Source organism: Nocardiopsis sp. FIRDI 009, from assembly GCF_003386285.1.
In the GTDB taxonomy this organism is placed as follows: domain Bacteria; phylum Actinomycetota; class Actinomycetes; order Streptosporangiales; family Streptosporangiaceae; genus Nocardiopsis.
The window spans coordinates 71526-89394 of the sequence record NZ_QPNC01000018.1 but is presented as its reverse complement, the minus strand read 5'-3'; the positions used below and the strand labels follow the sequence as shown (position 1 = coordinate 89394).

The window sequence follows — 17869 nt, the reverse complement described above, 5'->3', positions numbered from 1 at the left end:
ACCACCCCCGTCGCCGGGGTGTGCCGGGGCCCGCGCGGACCCCGGCACGGGGAATCGGTCAGTCGAGGGGCGGGTAGGCGTTGGCCAGCAGCTCCTGGAACTGCTCGGAGAACCAGTGGCCGGAGATCGGGGCGTTGGGCAGGGCGCCGCTCATGCTGTTGCCGTTGCGCGGGTTGCCCTCGTAGGTCGGGTCGCACATGCGGTCGAAGCCCTTGCCCTCGTCGTTGGGGATCTCCTCGCTGGAGCCGTCGGACTCACCCGGCGGCTTCATCCAGACGTAGGCGTCGATCCCCGGCTCGGGAGCGGCCTGCGGACGCTCCCCCAGGCCGGCGCCGGCCTGGTTGCACCAGTTGCCGACGTGGATGCGCCGGTCCATCCGGCTCTCGTCCACGTAGGTGTCGACGTCGGTGGAGGAGCTCGGCGCGGTCGGACGCTCGTCGCCGCCCCAGCCGTTGCGGGAGGTGTCGATGAGCATGCCGATGTTCTCGTCGAACCCGAGGCCGACCAGCTCCGTGCGCAGTGCCTGCGCGAAGGAGAGTTCGTCGACGTAGCGGTTCCAGTCCACCCAGGCGGACTGGCGGACCAGCGCGCCGCCGATGACCCCGTCCACGTCGATGTAGGGCTCCTCCAGGGCGGAGTAGTTGGCCGTGTTGGCGATGAAGCCGTGCACGTCGTCGGGGGTGGCTCCGGCGGCGTTGGCGGCCTCGTAGAAGATCTCGGCCGAGGCGGTGAAGTTGTTGTCCCAGCCGATCCAGCCGTGGTGTCCGGCGTCCACGTAGTTGTAGACGTTGTCGATGTCGCCGAGTGTGGCCAGGGCGTACCCCACACCCTCGACGTAGTTGCCGTTGGCCAGCATCTCGTCGCACTCGGGGGTGGCCGTGGGCCGGGAACCGACGTTGGTGACCAGGTTCGGCAGGGAGTCGATCTCGACCGTGGTCACGACGCGCAGTTCGGTGTCCTCGTAGTCGGCGAGGATGTCGGCGATCGGGTCGATGTACTCGTGCTTGTAGCGGTCGATCTCGTCGGGGCCCAACTCCCCGTTGGAGGCCAGGGCGGCGCAGTCGCGGCCGGGCAGGTTGTAGATGACGAGCTGGATGACCAGGGGGTCGCCGGCGGCCTGCGCCAGGGCCTCGTCCAGGTGGTCGCGGAGGCCGTAGCTGCCGGTGGTGGGGCTGTCGTTGCCCTCGATGGCGCCGATGCGGTCGAGCCACACACCGGTGGGCTCGTCGGCGACGGCGTCGCCGCCGGGCTCGGCCGCGGCGTTGGCCGACCAGACCGGGTTCACGTAGACGTCGGCGCCGACGTAGGGGTTGTCGACGCGCTCACCGGGGGTCGGGTCCGGGTCGGTGGGATCGTCGGTCGGTTCGTCGGTCGGTTCGTCCGTGGGATCCGGGTCCACCTCGCCCCGGCACACCGTGCCGTTGAGGGCGAACTCGGACGGAACGGGGTTGTCGTCGCCGTAGGTTCCCTGGAACCCGAAGGAGACACTGCTCCCCGTGGCGATGGAGCCGTTGTGGCCGACGTTGCTGGCGGTCACGCTCTGCCCGGACTGGGTCCGGGTGGCGTTCCAGATGTTGGTGATCTGCTGGTCGCTGGGGAAGTCCCAGTCCAGGTCCCATCCGTCGACGGGATCACCGAGGTTGGTGATCTCCACGCTCGCGGTGAAACCCGAACCCCAGTCGTTGTCGATCCGGTAGTCGACCTCGCACTGGGTGGCGGCGCTGGCGGTCGTGGGAAGGGTGACGGCGGCCAGTGCGCCGCCGAGGAGGAGGACGGTCATCGCGGCGAGTCCGCGTCGTGCCGCCGGACCCGGGTCCGGCACACGTCTGAAAATGCTCATCTGCTGTTTCCTCATGGTTGGGGGGTCGGTCCATCAGGGATCACGTGAGCAGGCGCGCGGGCGGTCCGCGGGCCGGGCACGGTGTGCGTGCGCGGCCGGCGCGGTCGGAGTCGGGGGGAAGCGGAAGGAGCATGACCACCTCGGTGATCGGCGTGGCGGGCACCGTGTCGTGGGGGATCGTTGTGGTCGTGTCGTGGGGGAAGGCTGTATGGGAGCGCTCCCATACCGGGATGGCGGAATCACCCGAACGAAACCCGCATGACCCACGCCACCCATCTTCGTGGCGTACACCACTTCGGGAGCGCTCCCATGAGCGTAGCCACCAACCGCCCGCGTGTAAACACCCCATAAAAAGCGGATTTCCGGCACTCGCCGATGGGACCCGCCGGACACCCGACGCCCCCGGACGGTGTCCGGCGCACCAGCACGGGCGTTCCGGGCGGACCGGTGCCCGTCCGCCCGGAACGCCCGTGCTCCACCCGGTGGCACGCGGGCCTCACCGCCCCAGGCCGCTCATCAGGTCGTCGAAGGAGACCGGGTCCTCGAAGCCGTCCCGTCCCACGGGAGCGCGGTCGACCGCCAGGCCCGCCAACTGGTGGGCCGCGCGGCGGATCCGTTCGGTCAGCTCACGGCCGCCGCCCTCACCCGAACCCCAGTCCTCCGAGGCCGCGTACACTCCGGTCGGAGCCACGACCGAACGGGTGTGGACGAACATCGGCCGCAGCGCGTGCTCCAGCACCAGGGAGTGCCGCGGACTGCCGCCGGTCGCCCCGACCAGCACGGGCATGCCGTCCAGGGCCTCGGGCTCGACCACGTCGAAGAACGACTTGAACAGCCCGCTGTAGGAGGCGTTGAACACCGGGGTGACCGCGATGACGCCGTCGGCGTCGTTCACCCGGTCCAGGACCTCGCGCAGCTGCCCGGTGGGAACCCGGGTGGTCATGGCGTTCACGACGTCGTGGGCCACCTCGCGCAGCTCCACGGTCGTGGTCTGGGCCCGCACCCCGCGTTCGGACAGCGCCTCCCCGGTGGCGGCGGTCAGCCGGTCGGCGAGCAGGCGGGTGGAGGACGGGGTGCTCAGCCCCGCCGTGACGGTGACGATCGAGCGCGTGGTCATCGGACGACCTCCGTGGTCGTGTCGGCCTCCCGCCGGGCGGCCAGCAGGGAGGCATGGGTGGGCGCGTCGGGGACGTGGGCGGGGCGGCGGGCGGCGAACTCCCTCCGCAGTACGGGGACGACCTCCTCACCGAGGATGTCGAGCTGTTCCAGGACGGTCTTGAGCGGCAGACCCGCGTGGTCCATGAGGAAGAGCTGGCGCTGGTAGTCGCCGAACATCTCGCGGAAGGTCAGGGTGCGGTCGATGACCTCCTGCGGGCTGCCGACGGTCAGCGGTGTCTGGCTGGTGAACTCCTCCAGCGAGGGCCCGCCGCCGTAGACGGGCGCGTTGTCGAAGTAGGGCCGGAACTCGCGGACGGCGTCCTGGGAGTTGCGGCGCATGAACACCTGACCGCCGAGTCCCACGATCGCCTGGTCGGCGGTGCCGTGGCCGTAGTGCTCGAAGCGGCGGCGGTAGAGCGAGATGAGCTTCTTGGTGTGGGTGGCGGGCCAGAAGATGTTGTTGTGGAAGAAGCCGTCACCGTAGTAGGCGGCCTGTTCGGCGATCTCCGGGCTGCGGATGGAGCCGTGCCACACGAACGGCGGCACGCCGTCCAGCGGGCGCGGGGTCGAGGTGAAGCCCTGCAACGGCGTGCGGAACTTGCCCTCCCAGTCGACGACGTCCTCCCGCCACAGCCGGTGCAGGAGGTTGTAGTTCTCCAGCGCCAGCGGGATGCCCTGGCGGATGTCCTGGCCGAACCACGGGTAGACCGGGCCGGTGTTGCCCCGGCCCATCATCAGGTCCACGCGCCCGTCCGCCAGGTGCTGGAGCATCGCGAAGTCCTCGGCGATCTTGACCGGGTCGTTCGTGGTGATCAGCGTGGTGGACGTGGACAGGATGAGGTCCTTGGTCCGCGCGGCGACGTAGCCGAGCATGGTGGTCGGCGAGGAGGCGACGAACGGCGGGTTGTGGTGCTCTCCCGTCGCGAACACGTCCAGGCCGACCTCCTCGGCCTTGAGGGCGATGGCGACCATGGCCTTGATCCGCTCGGCCTCGGTCGGCGTCCGGCCGGTGGTCGGGTCGGTGGTCACGTCGCTGACCGAGAAGACTCCGAACTGCATGACCCGCTCCTAATTCTCTTCCAAAGAAGTAGTTTCGTCAGAAACTATCATGCTGAACAGCGGCGGCCTCCGTGGTATTCCCCACCGCCGGGCGGCGGTCCGGGCCCCGCCCTCCTACGCACGCTCCCGCGCGATCAGGCCGCCACCCGCGCCCGCACGACCACACGCGGGGAGCGGAGCGGAGCCAGCTCCCCCAGGCGCTGGAGGACGACGGCCTCGACCCGCCACGACACTCCGTCGGCGTCACGAACGTGCGCGCGAACACTGATCCGCACCGAGCGGCGCCCCACGCGCACCCGAGCCCGGGCGACTCCGTCGACCCCGTGGACGGCGCCGGTGAGCAGCGAGCGCAGGGCTCGCCCGGACACGCCCACGACCGCTGCGCGGTCGTCGGCGCGCAGGCTCGCGTGGACCCCGGGAACGAGGGCGGCCACGATCAGGGTCAGTCCGAGGGCCGCCGCGGCCGCGGAGGCCATCATCGCCCCCGGCGACTCCCAGGGCGTCACCGGAACGCCGACCAGCCGGTCGTGGACCCGGAGCGTCGGCGCGGGGACGCCGAACTGAGCCATCGAGAGCAGTACGGCCGTTCCGCCGACGCCCGTGACGGACAGACCCGCGACGAACGCGGGCACCGAGGGCTGCGGCCGGAAGACCCGCAGAGCGGTGCGCCGCGCGGCACGGGGTTCTCTCGGAGAGGCACCGGGCGTCCGGCCCAGGGCCTTCGCCGCTTCCTGGATGTGGGTCACGTGCGACTCCTTCGGGTGAGGGCGGGAGGGGCGGCGTGCCCCGACTCGGGCACGGGTCGTCCTCGTCGACGCGGTCGCGTCGTGTGTCAGTGGTAAGGACACGCCGGGAAGCGCGGGACTCACGGTCGATTTACTGTGATCTGCTTCACTCTCGCCGACACGCGAGGAGGAGGTGAAATCAATGAGTTATCACACGATCGCGTGGGGTAGTTTCTCTGTGCATGTGTACCGGAGGGCCCACTCGGTCGCCGACGCGCGGCGCGCACGCGCTCTCGGAGGGTGTGCTCGTCGAGCGCGCCCAGGACGGCGACGACAGGGCGTTCGAGGTCCTCGTCCGCCGACACCAGGACACCGTCTACCGCATCGCCCTGCGCATCCTGCGAGAACCCGCGGACGCCCGTGACGCCGCACAGGAGGCGCTGGTCACCGCCTGGCGCAAGCTGCCCGAACTCGCCGACACCGAGAGCTTCGCCGCCTGGCTGAACCGCATCGTGGGACGGCGCGCGTTGAACGTCCTGCGCGCCAGGAGACCCGAGACGCCGATCGAGGGCGGCGAGCGGATCACGGCCGCCGCCCCCGGACCGGCGGCTGAGGCGTTCGCCGGGGACCTGAGAGAGGCCCTGCACGACGCACTGTCCGAGCTGCCGCCCGCACAGCGTGTCTGCTGGATTCTGCGCGAAATGGAAGGATTGGGTTATGAGGAGATAGCCGGGATCGTCGATGCGACCCCGACCGCCGTGCGTGGACGCATACACCGCGCGCGTACCCATCTCGTGGAGGCGCTTGAGTCATGGCGGTAGACCCGTCCGACGTCCACGACCGACTGCCCTGCGCCAACTCGGTGGACGCTCTGCTGCGCCACCTGGTCTCCGGTGCGCTCACCGAGCACGAGTCCGCGTGCCGGTACTGCCGGGACCAGGCCGAGGAGCTGCGGCCCCTCGTCACGGCGGTGCGCCGGTCCGAGGAGCGGCGGGTGACCGCTCCGCCCGGGCTGGTCTCGGACGTCATGCGCGTCGTACGCGCGGAGCGGCGCGGCGGGCGCAGCATCGTCCTGGACGGATCCGGCCCCGGCGGCACCGAGGTCCGCGAGTCGGCCGTGGCGGCCCTTCTCCGAGCCTCGGTCGACGCCGTGCCCGGCGTGGTCGTGGGTCGCTGCCGGATCGAGCAGACGGCCCGGGGAGTGGTCGTCCGGGCGACGGTGCGGGTCGGGCTCGACCGACCCATCCCCGAGGCCGCGGAGGCGGCCAGGAGCACCATGCGCGCGCTGGTCGAGGAGCAGCTGGGGCTGCCCGTGGTCCGGGTGGACCTCGACGTCGTGGACGTGCGCGACGACGCGGGCCGGGACCGGCTCAGACCGTGGTGACGCGCGGCCCGATCGCGGCCAGCTCCCGCGACAGACCGTCGGCCAGGCCGGTGTCGGTGATGACGCGGTCGACCTCCTCGACGGAGGCGAAGCGGGTGAAGTGGTCGTCGCCGACCTTGGTGTGGTCGGCCAACAGCACGACACGGCGGGCCGCACGGATCATCGCCCGCTTGACCCGCGCCTCGGAGGGGTCGGGGTGGTGAGGCAGCGTTCTGCGGAGATGCCGTTCGTGGCGAGGAACGCGACGTCGACGTAGGTCTCCTCCAGTGCCTGGAACGCCCAACCCAGGAGCGGAGTTGGTGACGATCGTGAGCTCGCGGTCGACCGGGATCTGCTCGGCGAGCCGTCCGGTGGTGGAACCGTCGTCGAGGAAGACGGCGCCCTCGTCGGGCAGTTCGGCCAGCGTCGCCTTGGCGATCCGCTCCTTCTCCTTGGTCATGAGGGTGTCACACTGGGTCAGGGTGGGCTCGAATCCGAGCCGTTCGACGGGAATCGCGCCACCGTGCACGCGACGCAGGGCCCCGTGTCGTTCCAGAGCGGTCAGGTCCCGCCGGATCGTCTCGTAGGTGACGTCGTACTCGGCGGCGAGCGCGGCGACGTCGACCCTCCCCTCCCGGCGGACACGCTCGAGGATGAGCCGCTGACGCTCTTCGGCGTACATGTGGGGTCACCTGTGTCTCGCTGTGGCGGTCGTCGATGCCGTCGTGGCGTTCCGCCCAAGGAGTCAACCACACGGTGGTGGTCCGCTGTGGCACGGTGCGGGGTTCGCCCGTCGCGCGCACCCCCCGTTCGCGCCCGCACGGAGCCGCCCGGGACCGGGGCGACGCTCACACGCGCGGCGGTCCGGGACCGGGGACAGGGACGGTACGGGACGGCGCCCGTTCATCCACAGGCACCGTCCGTATCCACCGAACGTCACCGGGAGGTGCTAATCCTGGTGGTGGCGGACACCGCGACGGTCACCGGGAGTCACGCGGCCGAGCGCGGCTGGAGAACGTGAGCACACGACAAGGAGGAGGGCGCCGACCGCCCGACCGGGCGCCCGACACCCCCCATGACCACCACCCGCGATCCCCGACGACACGTCCCCCACCAGCGCCGTAACCCCGACGACCGCACCGACCACGACCGCGAGCCGGTCGTGCTGGCCGACGCCCTGGACGAGGTCATCGACGCTCTGGGCGGCCCGCTCACTCGGGCGGGAACGAACGCACCAGCTCGATCGGCCCGCGGATGTGGGCGTTGAACTCGCCCAGCTCCTCCGCGGGCACCCACAGCTCCAGGATCGTCCGGCCGCCGACCTGACGCACCGGATACCGGGCGGCGAAGGCCGCGTCCACGTGGAACCGCGTGACGTGGCCCTCGCCGTCGCGGGGCAGGTTCCAGTCCCGGGCGATGCGGACCGCGTAGTCCTCGTTGAGCACGGGGTAGAAGATGGGCTGTCCGGGGAGTCTCGGCGGCCAGGCCCGCCATCCGGACGCCCTGACCAGTGCCAGCTCCTCTGGTCCCGTCGGACGCCACAGCGTCACCGTGTCGCGCACACCGCCGCCCCTCCTCGTCGGTCGGAGGAGGAGTTTAGGGAGGTCGTGGCGTACTCCGCACCTCGTTTTTACCGACACGGCCGAAAATCGGGCCGGGCGTAGGGAACACTGGACCCATACGAAGCGTTCTCACAGGTGAAGCGCCTCATAAGGACCCCGGAGAGACCCCAAGTCCACCCAACTCACCCACCTGAGGGCGCTCACCACAATCCATGCGCGGGTGCTGGTGCCCGTGTCGGCAATGGGGGTTACCGACACGTATTCAGACGCCCACCCGCCTTCCCAGCGGCCGGACCGCACTCAGTGCACCCTGGCCGCGCAGGCTGTGGCCCGCGTTGGGGGACGCGGGCCACAGCTATGTCCGCAGGTGGAAGGAGCCCGGACACCGCCCGGTACCCCGGCCCGGCCCCACGCACCTGTCCGCTCAGCCGCCGTTGAGGGTGCGGCTGCGCCCCCGGAACTCGGCGATGACGTCCTCGCCCCGGCGCACGGTCACGTCGACGACCCCGCTACGCCCGTAGGCGACCCGCTCCACGGCGGTGGCCACCAGCACGTCGCCCTCGTGGACCGGCGCCACGAAGGTGATGTCGGCGCCGGAGGCCACCGTCACCCCGCGCCCGTCCCGGTTGCACGCGCACGCGAAGGCGGTGTCGGCCAGGGTGAACACGAACCCGCCGTGCGCGATGCCGTGCCCGTTGACCATCAGCGGCCCCACGGTCATCTCCACCGTGGCCGTGCCCGGACCGGCCGCCACCAGCCGCATCCCCAGGTTCTTGGACGCCCGGTCGGCCTCGAACATCCGCCGTGCGGTCTCGTTGCCCCCGTCGCTCCCGGGGGTCCGCCGGCCCCCGCTCACGAGTCGAAGTCCACGGTCACGGCGTCGGTCTCGGGCAACGCCTGGCACGAGAGGGCGTACCCGGCCTCGACCTCCTCCTCGGACAGCGCGTAGTTGCGCCGCATGGAGACCTCCCCGTCGCACACCCTCACCCGGCACGTACCGCACACCCCGCCCTTGCACGCGAAGGGCAGCTCGGGCCGGTAGCGCTGGGCCGCGTCCAGGATCGGCACCCCCCGGGGCAGGGTCAGCGTGGTCGTGCGCCCGTCCAGGACGACCGTGACCTCGCTGGCCGGGCCCTGGACACCGGGCTCCTCGTGACGCGTCTGGGGCGGCGGCTCGTCCCCCTCGACGAAGAACAGCTCCTGGTGGATCCGCTCCCCGGGCACCCCGCGACCGCGCAGGACCCGACGCGCGCCGGTCACCATGCCGTAGGGCCCGCACAGCCACCAGTGGTCGGCGGCGTCGGCGGCCACGACCGTGTCCAGCAGCCGCTCCAGCTTGGCCGCGTCCAACCGGCCGGTGAACAGCTCGGCCTCGCGCGGCTCGCGGGAGAGCACGTGGACGAGCTCGAACCGGGGTCCGAAGGCGTCCTTGAGGTCGGCCAGCTCGTCGGCGAACATCACGGTGTCGCTGCGCCGGTTGCCGTAGAGCAGCACGACGTGGGAGTCGGTCGCGCGCAGCAGCGACGACGCCATGGACAGCATCGGCGTGACACCCGACCCGGCGGCGACCAGCACGTGCCGCCCGGAGGTGGTCAGATCGGGGCAGAACCGGCCGGTGGGGGTGCCCACCTCGATCTCCTCGCCCGGGCGCACCTCGTTGACGAGCCAGGAGGAGAACAGGCCGCCGGGTACCAGGCGCACGCCCACCCTGGGGGCCTGGCCCACCGGCGAACAGACGGAGTAGCTGCGGCGCTCCTCCACCCCGTCCACCACGCGGCGCAGGGTCAGCGACTGCCCGGGCGCGAACGCGTACTCCTCGGCCAGGTGGTCGGGCACGTCGAAGGTGACGGCGACGGCGTCGTCGCACAGACGCTCGACGTCGGCCACCCGCAGCCGGTGGAACGCGGCGCCCCGGCGCGGCGCCGCGGTCTCGGTGGCGGTCGTGGTCATCAGACCTCCTTGACGTGCTCGAAGGGTTCGAGGCAGGAACGGCAGCGGTGCAGCGACCGGCAGGCGGTCGCGCCGAACCGGGAGAGCTCCTCGGTGTCGGCGGTCCCGCAGCGCGGGCAGCGCGGGACGGTCCGGGTGGGTGACAGGGTCAGCGGGATCGGGCCGGACGTGCGGCGCGGCGCGCTCCCGGGCGGGGAGATGCCGTGCTCGGCGAGTCTGCGTCGGCCCTCGTCGGTGATCCAGTCGGTGCTCCAGGCCGGGGCGAGTGCGGTGCGCACGTCCACGCGGTCGAACCCGGCCGCGCGCACGGCCCGGTCCACGTCGGCGCGCATCTCGGCGATGGCGGGGCAGCCGGTGTAGGTGGGGGTGATCCACACCGTGACGGTGCCGTCCTCCTCGACCGCGACGTCACGCAGGATGCCCAGGTCGGCGAGGGTGAGCATGGGCAGTTCGGGGTCGGTGACCGCGGCGGCCGCCGCTCGGGCGCGCTCACGGGTCTCCTGTCGGGTGGTGGTCACCATGTCGCCTCCGGGTGCTCGCGGGCCACCTTCTGGAGTTCCGCCACGAGGGGCGCCAGTTCGGGTGTGTGCTCGCCCCCGCGGCCGGCCAGGACCGGCTCGGGGAAGGCGGGCGGGGCCTGCAGGGTGGCCGTGGTCAGGACCTGGGTGAGGACGTCGTGCACCTCGGCGCGCACGGTCGCGGGGTCCACGGCCGCGCCCTGCGCGGTCAGGCGCGCCTCGACCGGGTGGGTGGCGAAGGGTTCGCCGGTCAGGGGCCACACGTCGGTGACGGCCTCGACCATGCGTTCGTGGGAGTAGGGCGTGCCGTCGCCCAGCCGCAGCGCCCAGGAGACCGCGTAGTCGCGGTGGTAGGCCAGTTCGTGGACGGCCTTGGCGGCGATCGCGGCCAGGACGGGGTCGCGGCTGTCGGCCAGGCGGGTGAACACGGCCAGCCGGACGCTGGAGAGCACCAGGAGGGTGACGATCGCGCGGGCGAAGTCGCCCCTGGGGGCCTCGGCCAGGTGGACGTTGCGGAACTGGTCGGCCGTGCGGTGGTAGGCGAAGGCGTCCTCGTCGCGTCCGGTACCGTCGGCCTGCCCCGCGCGGGAGAGCAGGAGCCGGGCCTGGCCGAGCAGGTCCAGGGCGATGTTGGCCAGGGCCACCTCCTCCTCCAGTTCGGGGGCGTCGGTCACCCAGTGGATGAGCCGCTGCGCCTGGACGAGCGCGTCGTCGCCGAGCATCTGGCAGTACAGCGCCAGGTCCTGCCCGTCCACCCCCTCGGGCAGGGTGGTGTCCACGCCCGCCAGGGCGTCGGTGAACCCCGTCCCGAAGGCCCAGCGGGTGTCGCCGCCGTGCTCCTCGCTCAGGGCCGTGTAGATGTTGTCGCCACTCATGTCTTCCTCGGTCTCGTCCCGTCACCCGGGGCCGTCACGGGCGTCCGCTCAGATGTGCGGGACATCGTCGGGGATGGGGTAGAAGGTCGGGTGCCGGTACACCTTGTCGCCGCTGGGCTCGAAGAAGGGGTCCTTCTCGTCGGGGCTGGAGGCGGTGATGTCCTCGGCGCGCACGACCCAGATGCTCACGCCCTCGTTGCGGCGCGTGTAGAGGTTGCGGGCGTTGTGCAGGGCCATGCGGTCGTCGGGGGCGTGCAGGGAGCCGACGTGGACGTGGTTGAGTCCGCGCTTGCCCCGGACGAAGACCTCGTACAGCGGCCACTCCGGGCGCGCGGGGGACGGGTGGGTGTTCTCGGTGCTCATGCGGTGGCCTCCTGGGCGTGCTTGCGGGCGTAGGCGGTGGCGGCCTCGCGGACCCAGGCGCCCTTCTCGTGGGCGGCCCGGCGCCGCGCGATCCGCTCGGCGTTCTTGGGGCCGCTGCCGGAGATGACCTGCTTGAACTCGGCCCAGTCGGGTTCGCCGAAGTCGTAGTGGCCGCGTTCGTCGTTCCACGCCAGTTCGGGGTCGGGCAGGGTGACGCCGAGCCGCTCGGCCTGGGGGACGGTCATGTCGACGAACTTCTGGCGCAGCTCGTCGTTGGTGTCGCGCTTGATCCGCCAGGCCATGGACTGCCGGGTGTTGGGCGAGTCGGCGTCGGGCGGGCCGAACATCATCAGTGAGGGCCACCACCAGCGGTCGACGGCGTCCTGCACCATCGCGCGCTGGGCGTCGGTGCCCTCCATCATGCGCATGAGCAGCTCGTAGCCCTGGCGCTGGTGGAAGGACTCCTCCTTGCAGATGCGCACCATGGCGCGGGCGTAGGGGCCGAAGGAGCTGCGGCACAGTGGTACCTGGTTGCAGATCGCCGCGCCGTCCACCAGCCAGCCGATGACGCCGACGTCGGCGAAGGTCAGCGACGGGTAGTTGAAGATCGAGGAGTACTTCTGGCGCCCCTCGATGAGCCGGTCGGTCAGGTCGGCGCGGTCCACGCCGAGCGTCTCGGCGGCGGCGTACAGGTACAGCCCGTGTCCGGCCTCGTCCTGGACCTTGGCCAGCAGGATGGCCTTGCGGCGCAGGCTGGGCGCCGAGGCGATCCAGTCGCCCTCGGGCTGCATGCCGATGATCTCCGAGTGGGCGTGCTGGGACACCTGGCGCACCAGGGTCCTGCGGTACCCGTCGGGCATCCAGTCGCGCGGTTCGATGCGCTGGTCGGCGGCGATCTTGGCGTCGAACTCCGCCTGCTGGACGTCGGCGCCCTCGGGCGGCGCCTGGGCCGTCACGGTGGACATTGCTCGCTCCCCATTCATAACCGAACGTTCGGTAAGTAATTAGTATCCACCGATCCGGCCGCCCGGGCAAGTCCCGGGCGGCCGGATCGGGCAGGTCAGCGACCGGTGAAGGTCGGCGTCTCCTTGTTGAGGAAGGCGTCGACCGCGCCGATGTGGTCGGCGCTCACCCCCAGCCGGTTCTGCAACTCGGCCTCCTCCTCCAGCAGGGAGGGCAGCTCACGGGTCCCGCTCGCCGCCGCGCGCACCTCGCGCTTGGCCGCCGTGAACGCGAGCGTGGGCCCCGACGCCAGCCGCGCGGCCACCTCGCGGGCGCGCTTCTCCCACGCATCGTCGTCCACGACCTCGGTGACCAGCCCCAGCTCCAGCGCGCGGTCGGCAGCGACCACGTCGCCCAGCAGCATCAGCTCCATCGCCCGCGCCTGGCCGAGCGAGCGCACCAGCCGGTAGGCCAGCCCCGAGTCCGAGGCCAGGCCGATCCCGGTGAACGCGGTGCCGAACTTCGCCCTGCGGGCGCTGATCCGCACGTCGCCGGCGAGCGCGAAGCCCATCCCGGCGCCCACGCAGGCCCCGCCGATACCGACCACGACCGGCACCCGGATCTCCTCCAGGGCCAGGACGATCCGGTTGTAGTGCTCCCGGACGGTGGTCAGCGCGGTCTCAGGCGCCTCCCTCAGGACGCGTGCGTGCTCGGCCAGGTCCTGACCCACGCAGAAGGCCCGATCCGACCCCAGCAGCAGCACCGCCCGCGCGGTCTTCGAGGCCGCGGCCGCGCGCAGCGCCGCCAGCAGCTCCTCCTTGACCGCGACCGTCAGCGCGGGGCTGTTCAGCCGCACCGTGGCCAGCCCGTCGGCCTCCTCGAACTCCGCCGCCCTGTGTTCGCTCACGCTTGCTCTCCCTCGTCCCAGGTGTGGAAGCCCTGCCCGGTCTTCTTCCCGAGCCTGCCCTCGGCGACCATACGGCGCAGCAGCTCGGGCGGAGCGAACCGGTCCCCCAGTTCCTCGGCCAGGTGTTCGGCGATGGCCAGCCGCACGTCCAGGCCGACCAGGTCGGTCAGGCGCAGCGGCCCCATCGGGTGCCGGTAGCCCAGCTCCATCGCGGTGTCGATGTCGGCGGGCGAGGCCACGCCCTCCTCCACCATCCGGATCGCCTCCAGCCCCAGAGCCACCCCCAGACGGCTGGTGGCGAACCCGGGGGCGTCGCGCACCACGATCTCCGTCTTGCCCAGGGCGCCGACCCAGCCGCGCACCCTGGCCACCACCGCGGCGTCGGTGTCGGGGGCGGTGACGATCTCGACCAGCTTGGAGGCGGGGACGGGGTTGAAGAAGTGCGTGCCCAGGAACCGGCCGGGACGCCTCAGCGCGGCGGCCAGGTCGGTCACCGACAGCGAACTGGTGTTGGAGGCCAGGACGGTGTCCTCGCCCACGGCGGCCTCGGCCGCGGTGAGCACGGCGGTCTTCAGGTCGGGCCGCTCCGGGACCGCCTCGACGACCAGGCCGGTGTCGGCGGGGATGGCGGCGGTGTCGGTGACGGTGGTCAGCCGCTCCAGGTAGGCGGCGGGCGCGGCGTCGACCTTGCCGCGCTCACGTGCCCTGTCCAGACCGGCGGCCACCCGGCCGCGCCCCGCCTCGGCGGCCTCCGCGGTGGCCTCCACCAGCACGACGTCCGCGCCGCAGGTGAGGAACTGCTGGACGATACCGGCGCCCATGGTGCCGCCGCCGATGACGGCGACGGTCCCGGGCACGCCCGTGTCGGTGCTGCTCAACGCTTCTTCCTCTCCAGGAAACGGGTCATCCGGTCGTGCTTGTCGGCGCTCTCGAACAGCACCGCCTGGGTCAGGTCGTCGGCGATCGGGTGCGCCCCGTCGGCGTCCAGCACCATCTTGGTCATCCGCAGTGCCAGGGCCGAGGAGGCCGACATCCGGTCGATGAGGGCGTGCGCCCGCCCGCGGAGTTCGTCGGCGGGCACGATCTCGGCGACCAGGCCGTGCCGCAGGGCCGCCTCGGCGTCCAGTCGGAACCCGCCCAGGAGCACCTGCTTGGCGACCGACGCCCCGACCAGCTCCCGCAGCCGCCAGCACGCCCCGGCGCCCGCGATGATGCCCAGCCCCGGTTCGGGCTGGGCGAACACCGCCGCGGGCGTGGCCAGGCGGATGTCGCAGGCGTAGGACAGTTCGGCGCCCCCGCCCAGGGCGTAGCCGTCGACCGCGGCCACGGTGGGCGCCGCAAGCCGGTGCAGGCGCTCGAACAGGCGGCTGTTGATCCCGGCCATCGCCTCGGCGCGGCCGCGGTCGCGCAGTTCGGCGATGTCGGCGCCGCCCGCGAACACGTTCCCGTGCCCGGTCAGCAGCAGGGGCCGGGGGTCGGCCTCCAGCCGGGCGCACACCTCGTGCAGTTCGGCGATCATCGCCCCGTTGATCGCGTTGCGGGCTTCGGGCCGGTACAGCTCCACCACCGCGCGGTCCTCGCGCCACTCCACGCGCAGGGTCGCGAAGTCGCCGTCCCTGTCGGCGGCTGCCCCGCCGCCGTCCTCGACGTCGCTCATCAGACCTCCTCAGACCCGCTCGACCAGCAGGGCGGCCCCCTGACCGACCCCCACGCACAGGGTGGCCAGACCGCGCCGGGTGTCCTCGCGCTCCATCCGGTTGACCAAGGTGACCAGGATGCGCGCGCCGGAGCTGCCCAGCGGGTGGCCCAGGGCGATCGCGCCGCCGTCGGCGTTGACGCGCCCGGGGTCGAGCTTGAGCTGGCGCACCACGCCCAGGGACTGGGCGGCGAAGGCCTCGTTGAGCTCCACCGAGCCGACCTCGTCGAGCGTCCATCCGGCGCGGGCGAGCACCTTCTCCGTGGCGGGCACCGGACCCAGCCCCATGATCTGCGGGGGCACACCGGCCGAGGCGGAGGCCACCACGCGGGCGCGCGGTGTCAGGCCGTGGCGTCGGACGGCCTCGGCGCTGGCCAGCACCAGGGCGGAGGCGCCGTCGGACAGGGAGGAGGAGTTGCCCGCCGTGACGATGCCGCCCTCGCGGAAGACCGGGCGCAGCCTGGCCAGGGACGCCTCGTCGGTGTCGGGGCGGGGCCCCTCGTCGGCGGTGACCTCGTGCGTGGCGCCCCTGCGCCCGGTGACCGTGACCGGGACGATCTCGCGGTCGAACCGGCCCGCCTCGGCGGCGGCGACGGCGCGCCGGTGACTGCGCAGGGCGAAGGCGTCGCACTCCTGACGCGTCAGCCCCTCCAGAGCCGCGACCTCCTCGGCGGTCTCCCCCATCGACAGGGTGTAGCGCAGGTCGTGGGGGGTGGCGTCGGCGGGGGCCTGGGCGTCGTGGTCGGCGAACCGGGGGTTGGTGAAGCGCCACCCCAACGAGGTGTCGGCGACCTCTCCCGGTTTGGCCCAGGGGGTGCCGGGCTTGGCCATGACCCAGGGGGCGCGGGTCATCGACTCCACACCGCCCGCGACCACCACGTCGGCCTCGCCTGCGCGGATGGCCTGGGCGGCGGAGGCCACGGCGGTCAGGCCGCTGGCGCACAGGCGGTTGACGGTGTACCCGGGCACGGTCGGGGCCAGGCCCGCCAGCAGCGCCGCCATCCGGGCGACGTTGCGGTTGTCCTCACCCGCCTGGTTGGCGGCTCCCAGGATCACCTCGTCCACGGACTCACCGGGGACGCCGGACCTGCGCACGGCCTCGGCCACCACCGTGGCGGCCAGGTCGTCGGGCCGCACCGCCGCCAGCGCGCCGCCGTACCGCCCCTGCGGGGTGCGCACCCCGTCGACCAAGTAGACGTCGCTCACGCGGAGCCTCCCATGTTGACAGCGGTGGCCTGGGCCACCGTCTCGTGTGAACTCATCGACACCTCTCCTTGACACGGCCGCCCGGAGGCTGCATTAATGCATTAGTAACCGAACGTTCGGTAAGTAAGCAAGTCGGGCCGCGCCGTAACGGACCGACCCCACCTCGAACGCGCGGCGTCCGCGCCGCCGCGCCCTTCCGTCCGGCGTGGCGGCCCCCCGCGCTCCGCACCACGGAGAGTCTCATATGGCCATCGACGACACCATCCGGCGGTCGACCGGTGCCGCACCGCGCACACGCCTGGGGCAGGCCCCCGCACCCGAACTCCTGGACCCGGCCGAGCGCATGAGTGTCGACGAACTGCGCGCCCTGCAACTGGAGCGCCTGCGGTGGAGTCTGGAGCACGCCTACACCAATGTGCCCTTCTACAGGCGCAGGTTCGACGAGGCCGGGGTCCACCCCTCCGACCTGAGGGAACTGGCCGACCTGCGGCACTTCCCCCACACCACCAAGGCCGACCTGCGCGACCACTACCCCTTCGGCATGTTCGCCGTCCCCCAGGAGCGCGTCAGCCGCATCCACGCCTCCAGCGGCACCACCGGGCGGCCCACCGTCGTCGGCTACACCGAGGACGACATCGACACCTGGGCCACCGTCGTCGCCCGCTCCATCCGCGCCGCGGGTGGCCGCCCCGGACACAAGGTGCACGTCGCCTACGGGTACGGGCTGTTCACCGGCGGACTGGGTGCCCACTACGGGGCGGAGAAGCTCGGCTGCACCGTCATCCCCGCCTCCGGCGGCCAGACCGCCAAACAGGTCCAGCTCATCCAGGACTTCCGGCCCGAGATCATCATGGTCACCCCCAGCTACATGCTCACCCTGCTCGACGAGTTCGAACGCCAGGGCGTCGACCCGCGCACGACCTCCCTGCGGGTCGGGATCTTCGGCGCCGAACCCTGGACCGAGCAGATGCGCACCGAGATCGAGGAACGCTTCGACCTGCACGCCGTCGACATCTACGGCCTCTCGGAGGTCATGGGCCCCGGCGTGGCCAACGAGTGCGTGGAGACCAAGGACGGCCTGCACGTCTGGGAGGACCACTTCCTGCCCGAGATCCTGGACCCGGTCACCCACGAGGTCCTGCCCGACGGCGAGTACGGCGAACTGGCCTTCACCTCCCTGACCAAACAGGCCATGCCGGTCATCCGCTACCGCACCCGTGACCTGACCACCCTGCACCCGGGCACCGCGCGCCCCATGCGCCGCATGGACAAGGTCACCGGCCGCAGCGACGACATGATCATCCTGCGCGGCGTCAACGTCTTCCCCACCCAGATCGAGGAGATCGTCCTGGGCCTGGACGGACTGGCGCCGCACTTCCAGCTCGTCCTCACCCGCGAGGGCCGACTGGACCGGATGGCCGTGCGCGTGGAGGCCCGCCCCGAGACCACCGGAGCCCAGCGCGCCGAACTCGCCCGGCGGATCACCGCCACCGTCAAGGACCGGGTCGGCGTCAGCGTCACCGTCGACGTCGTCGACCCCGAGGGCATCGAACGGTCCGTCGGCAAGTTCCGCCGCATCATCGACCAACGGCCCCGCTGACGCCGGGGAACACCACCGGACCACCAGCGCACCGGGCCACCGGCGCCGGCCCGTCCACGGGTCCGGCGCCCGGCGGGGCCGCGCGCCCCGCACCCCGTCCACCGG

The 17869-nt window shown here is 72.1% G+C and carries 18 protein-coding genes and 1 pseudogene; 3 read left to right on the top strand and 16 right to left on the bottom strand.

Features of this window, described 5'->3' with window-relative positions; all coding sequences use genetic code 11:
* Positions 1-58 precede the first annotated feature (58 nt).
* The 4 genes from DVR05_RS15690 to DVR05_RS15675 all read right to left on the bottom strand — a co-directional run bounded on the left by DVR05_RS15690 (position 59) and on the right by DVR05_RS15675 (position 4803).
* On the bottom strand, positions 59-1840 hold the full coding sequence (locus tag DVR05_RS15690) for a glycoside hydrolase family 6 protein (protein WP_116246635.1): 1782 nt from the start codon (positions 1838-1840) through the stop codon (positions 59-61).
* Positions 1841-2336: 496 nt separating this feature from the next.
* Positions 2337-2957, bottom strand: coding sequence for an FMN reductase (locus DVR05_RS15685; RefSeq protein WP_116246634.1), 621 nt, complete (start codon positions 2955-2957; stop codon positions 2337-2339).
* Positions 2954-4057, bottom strand: coding sequence for an LLM class flavin-dependent oxidoreductase (locus tag DVR05_RS15680; protein WP_116246633.1), 1104 nt, complete (start codon positions 4055-4057; stop codon positions 2954-2956). Before DVR05_RS15680 ends, DVR05_RS15685 begins: the two co-directional genes overlap by 4 nt.
* 134 nt (positions 4058-4191) lie before the next feature.
* Positions 4192-4803, bottom strand: a complete 612-nt coding sequence (locus DVR05_RS15675) for a DUF6286 domain-containing protein (protein ID WP_198659205.1) — start codon at positions 4801-4803, stop codon at positions 4192-4194.
* 221 nt (positions 4804-5024) lie between these two features.
* Here DVR05_RS15675 and DVR05_RS15670 point away from each other — a divergent pair, with 221 nt between their 5' ends.
* Positions 5025-5603 carry an RNA polymerase sigma factor gene (locus DVR05_RS15670; protein ID WP_116246632.1) on the top strand — a complete coding sequence of 193 codons (579 nt, stop codon included), beginning with the start codon at positions 5025-5027 and terminating at the stop codon, positions 5601-5603.
* Positions 5594-6166 (top strand): hypothetical protein, encoded by a 573-nt coding sequence (locus tag DVR05_RS15665; RefSeq protein ID WP_116246631.1) that lies wholly within the window; start codon positions 5594-5596, stop codon positions 6164-6166. Before DVR05_RS15670 ends, DVR05_RS15665 begins: the two co-directional genes overlap by 10 nt.
* Here DVR05_RS15665 and DVR05_RS15660 read toward each other — a convergent pair.
* The 12 genes and pseudogenes from DVR05_RS15660 to DVR05_RS15600 all read right to left on the bottom strand — a co-directional run bounded on the left by DVR05_RS15660 (position 6153) and on the right by DVR05_RS15600 (position 16164).
* Positions 6153-6827 (bottom strand): annotated as a pseudogene (locus DVR05_RS15660) (DeoR/GlpR family DNA-binding transcription regulator). The gene DVR05_RS15665 and the pseudogene DVR05_RS15660 sit on opposite strands and share 14 nt — an antisense overlap.
* A gap of 529 nt (positions 6828-7356) precedes the next feature.
* Positions 7357-7707 carry an ADP-ribosylation/crystallin J1 gene (locus DVR05_RS15650; protein ID WP_116246629.1) on the bottom strand — a complete coding sequence of 117 codons (351 nt, stop codon included), beginning with the start codon at positions 7705-7707 and terminating at the stop codon, positions 7357-7359.
* Positions 7708-8131: 424 nt separating this feature from the next.
* Positions 8132-8506 carry a hydroxyphenylacetyl-CoA thioesterase PaaI gene (gene paaI, locus DVR05_RS15645; protein WP_116246726.1) on the bottom strand — a complete coding sequence of 125 codons (375 nt, stop codon included), beginning with the start codon at positions 8504-8506 and terminating at the stop codon, positions 8132-8134.
* Positions 8507-8559: 53 nt separating this feature from the next.
* The gene (gene paaE / locus DVR05_RS15640; RefSeq protein ID WP_116246628.1) at positions 8560-9657 is read right to left on the bottom strand and encodes a 1,2-phenylacetyl-CoA epoxidase subunit PaaE; all 1098 of its coding nucleotides are present in this window, start codon (positions 9655-9657) and stop codon (positions 8560-8562) included.
* The gene (paaD, locus tag DVR05_RS15635; protein WP_116246627.1) at positions 9657-10178 is read right to left on the bottom strand and encodes a 1,2-phenylacetyl-CoA epoxidase subunit PaaD; all 522 of its coding nucleotides are present in this window, start codon (positions 10176-10178) and stop codon (positions 9657-9659) included. Before paaD ends, paaE begins: the two co-directional genes overlap by 1 nt.
* Positions 10172-11050, bottom strand: a complete 879-nt coding sequence (gene paaC, locus DVR05_RS15630) for a 1,2-phenylacetyl-CoA epoxidase subunit PaaC (protein WP_116246626.1) — start codon at positions 11048-11050, stop codon at positions 10172-10174. The genes paaD and paaC overlap by 7 nt, the downstream gene beginning before the upstream one ends.
* A 48-nt stretch (positions 11051-11098) precedes the next feature.
* Positions 11099-11413 (bottom strand): 1,2-phenylacetyl-CoA epoxidase subunit PaaB, encoded by a 315-nt coding sequence (gene paaB, locus DVR05_RS15625; RefSeq protein WP_116246625.1) that lies wholly within the window; start codon positions 11411-11413, stop codon positions 11099-11101.
* The gene (gene paaA / locus DVR05_RS15620; protein WP_116246624.1) at positions 11410-12378 is read right to left on the bottom strand and encodes a 1,2-phenylacetyl-CoA epoxidase subunit PaaA; all 969 of its coding nucleotides are present in this window, start codon (positions 12376-12378) and stop codon (positions 11410-11412) included. Before paaA ends, paaB begins: the two co-directional genes overlap by 4 nt.
* A 95-nt stretch (positions 12379-12473) precedes the next feature.
* Positions 12474-13262, bottom strand: a complete 789-nt coding sequence (locus tag DVR05_RS15615; protein WP_116246623.1) for an enoyl-CoA hydratase/isomerase family protein — start codon at positions 13260-13262, stop codon at positions 12474-12476.
* Positions 13259-14140 (bottom strand): 3-hydroxyacyl-CoA dehydrogenase family protein, encoded by an 882-nt coding sequence (locus tag DVR05_RS15610; RefSeq protein ID WP_116246622.1) that lies wholly within the window; start codon positions 14138-14140, stop codon positions 13259-13261. Before DVR05_RS15610 ends, DVR05_RS15615 begins: the two co-directional genes overlap by 4 nt.
* Complete coding sequence (locus tag DVR05_RS15605; RefSeq protein WP_116246621.1) at positions 14137-14919, bottom strand: enoyl-CoA hydratase/isomerase family protein; 783 nt, start codon at positions 14917-14919, stop codon at positions 14137-14139. Before DVR05_RS15605 ends, DVR05_RS15610 begins: the two co-directional genes overlap by 4 nt.
* Positions 14920-14928: 9 nt before the next feature.
* Positions 14929-16164, bottom strand: a complete 1236-nt coding sequence (locus DVR05_RS15600; RefSeq protein ID WP_116246620.1) for a thiolase family protein — start codon at positions 16162-16164, stop codon at positions 14929-14931.
* Between the two features lie 244 nt (positions 16165-16408).
* On the opposite strand from DVR05_RS15600, the gene paaK reads away from it, so the two are divergent.
* Positions 16409-17764: a phenylacetate--CoA ligase PaaK gene (gene paaK / locus DVR05_RS15595; protein ID WP_116246619.1), complete on the top strand. Its 1356-nt coding sequence runs from the start codon at positions 16409-16411 to the stop codon at positions 17762-17764.
* Positions 17765-17869 lie beyond the last annotated feature (105 nt).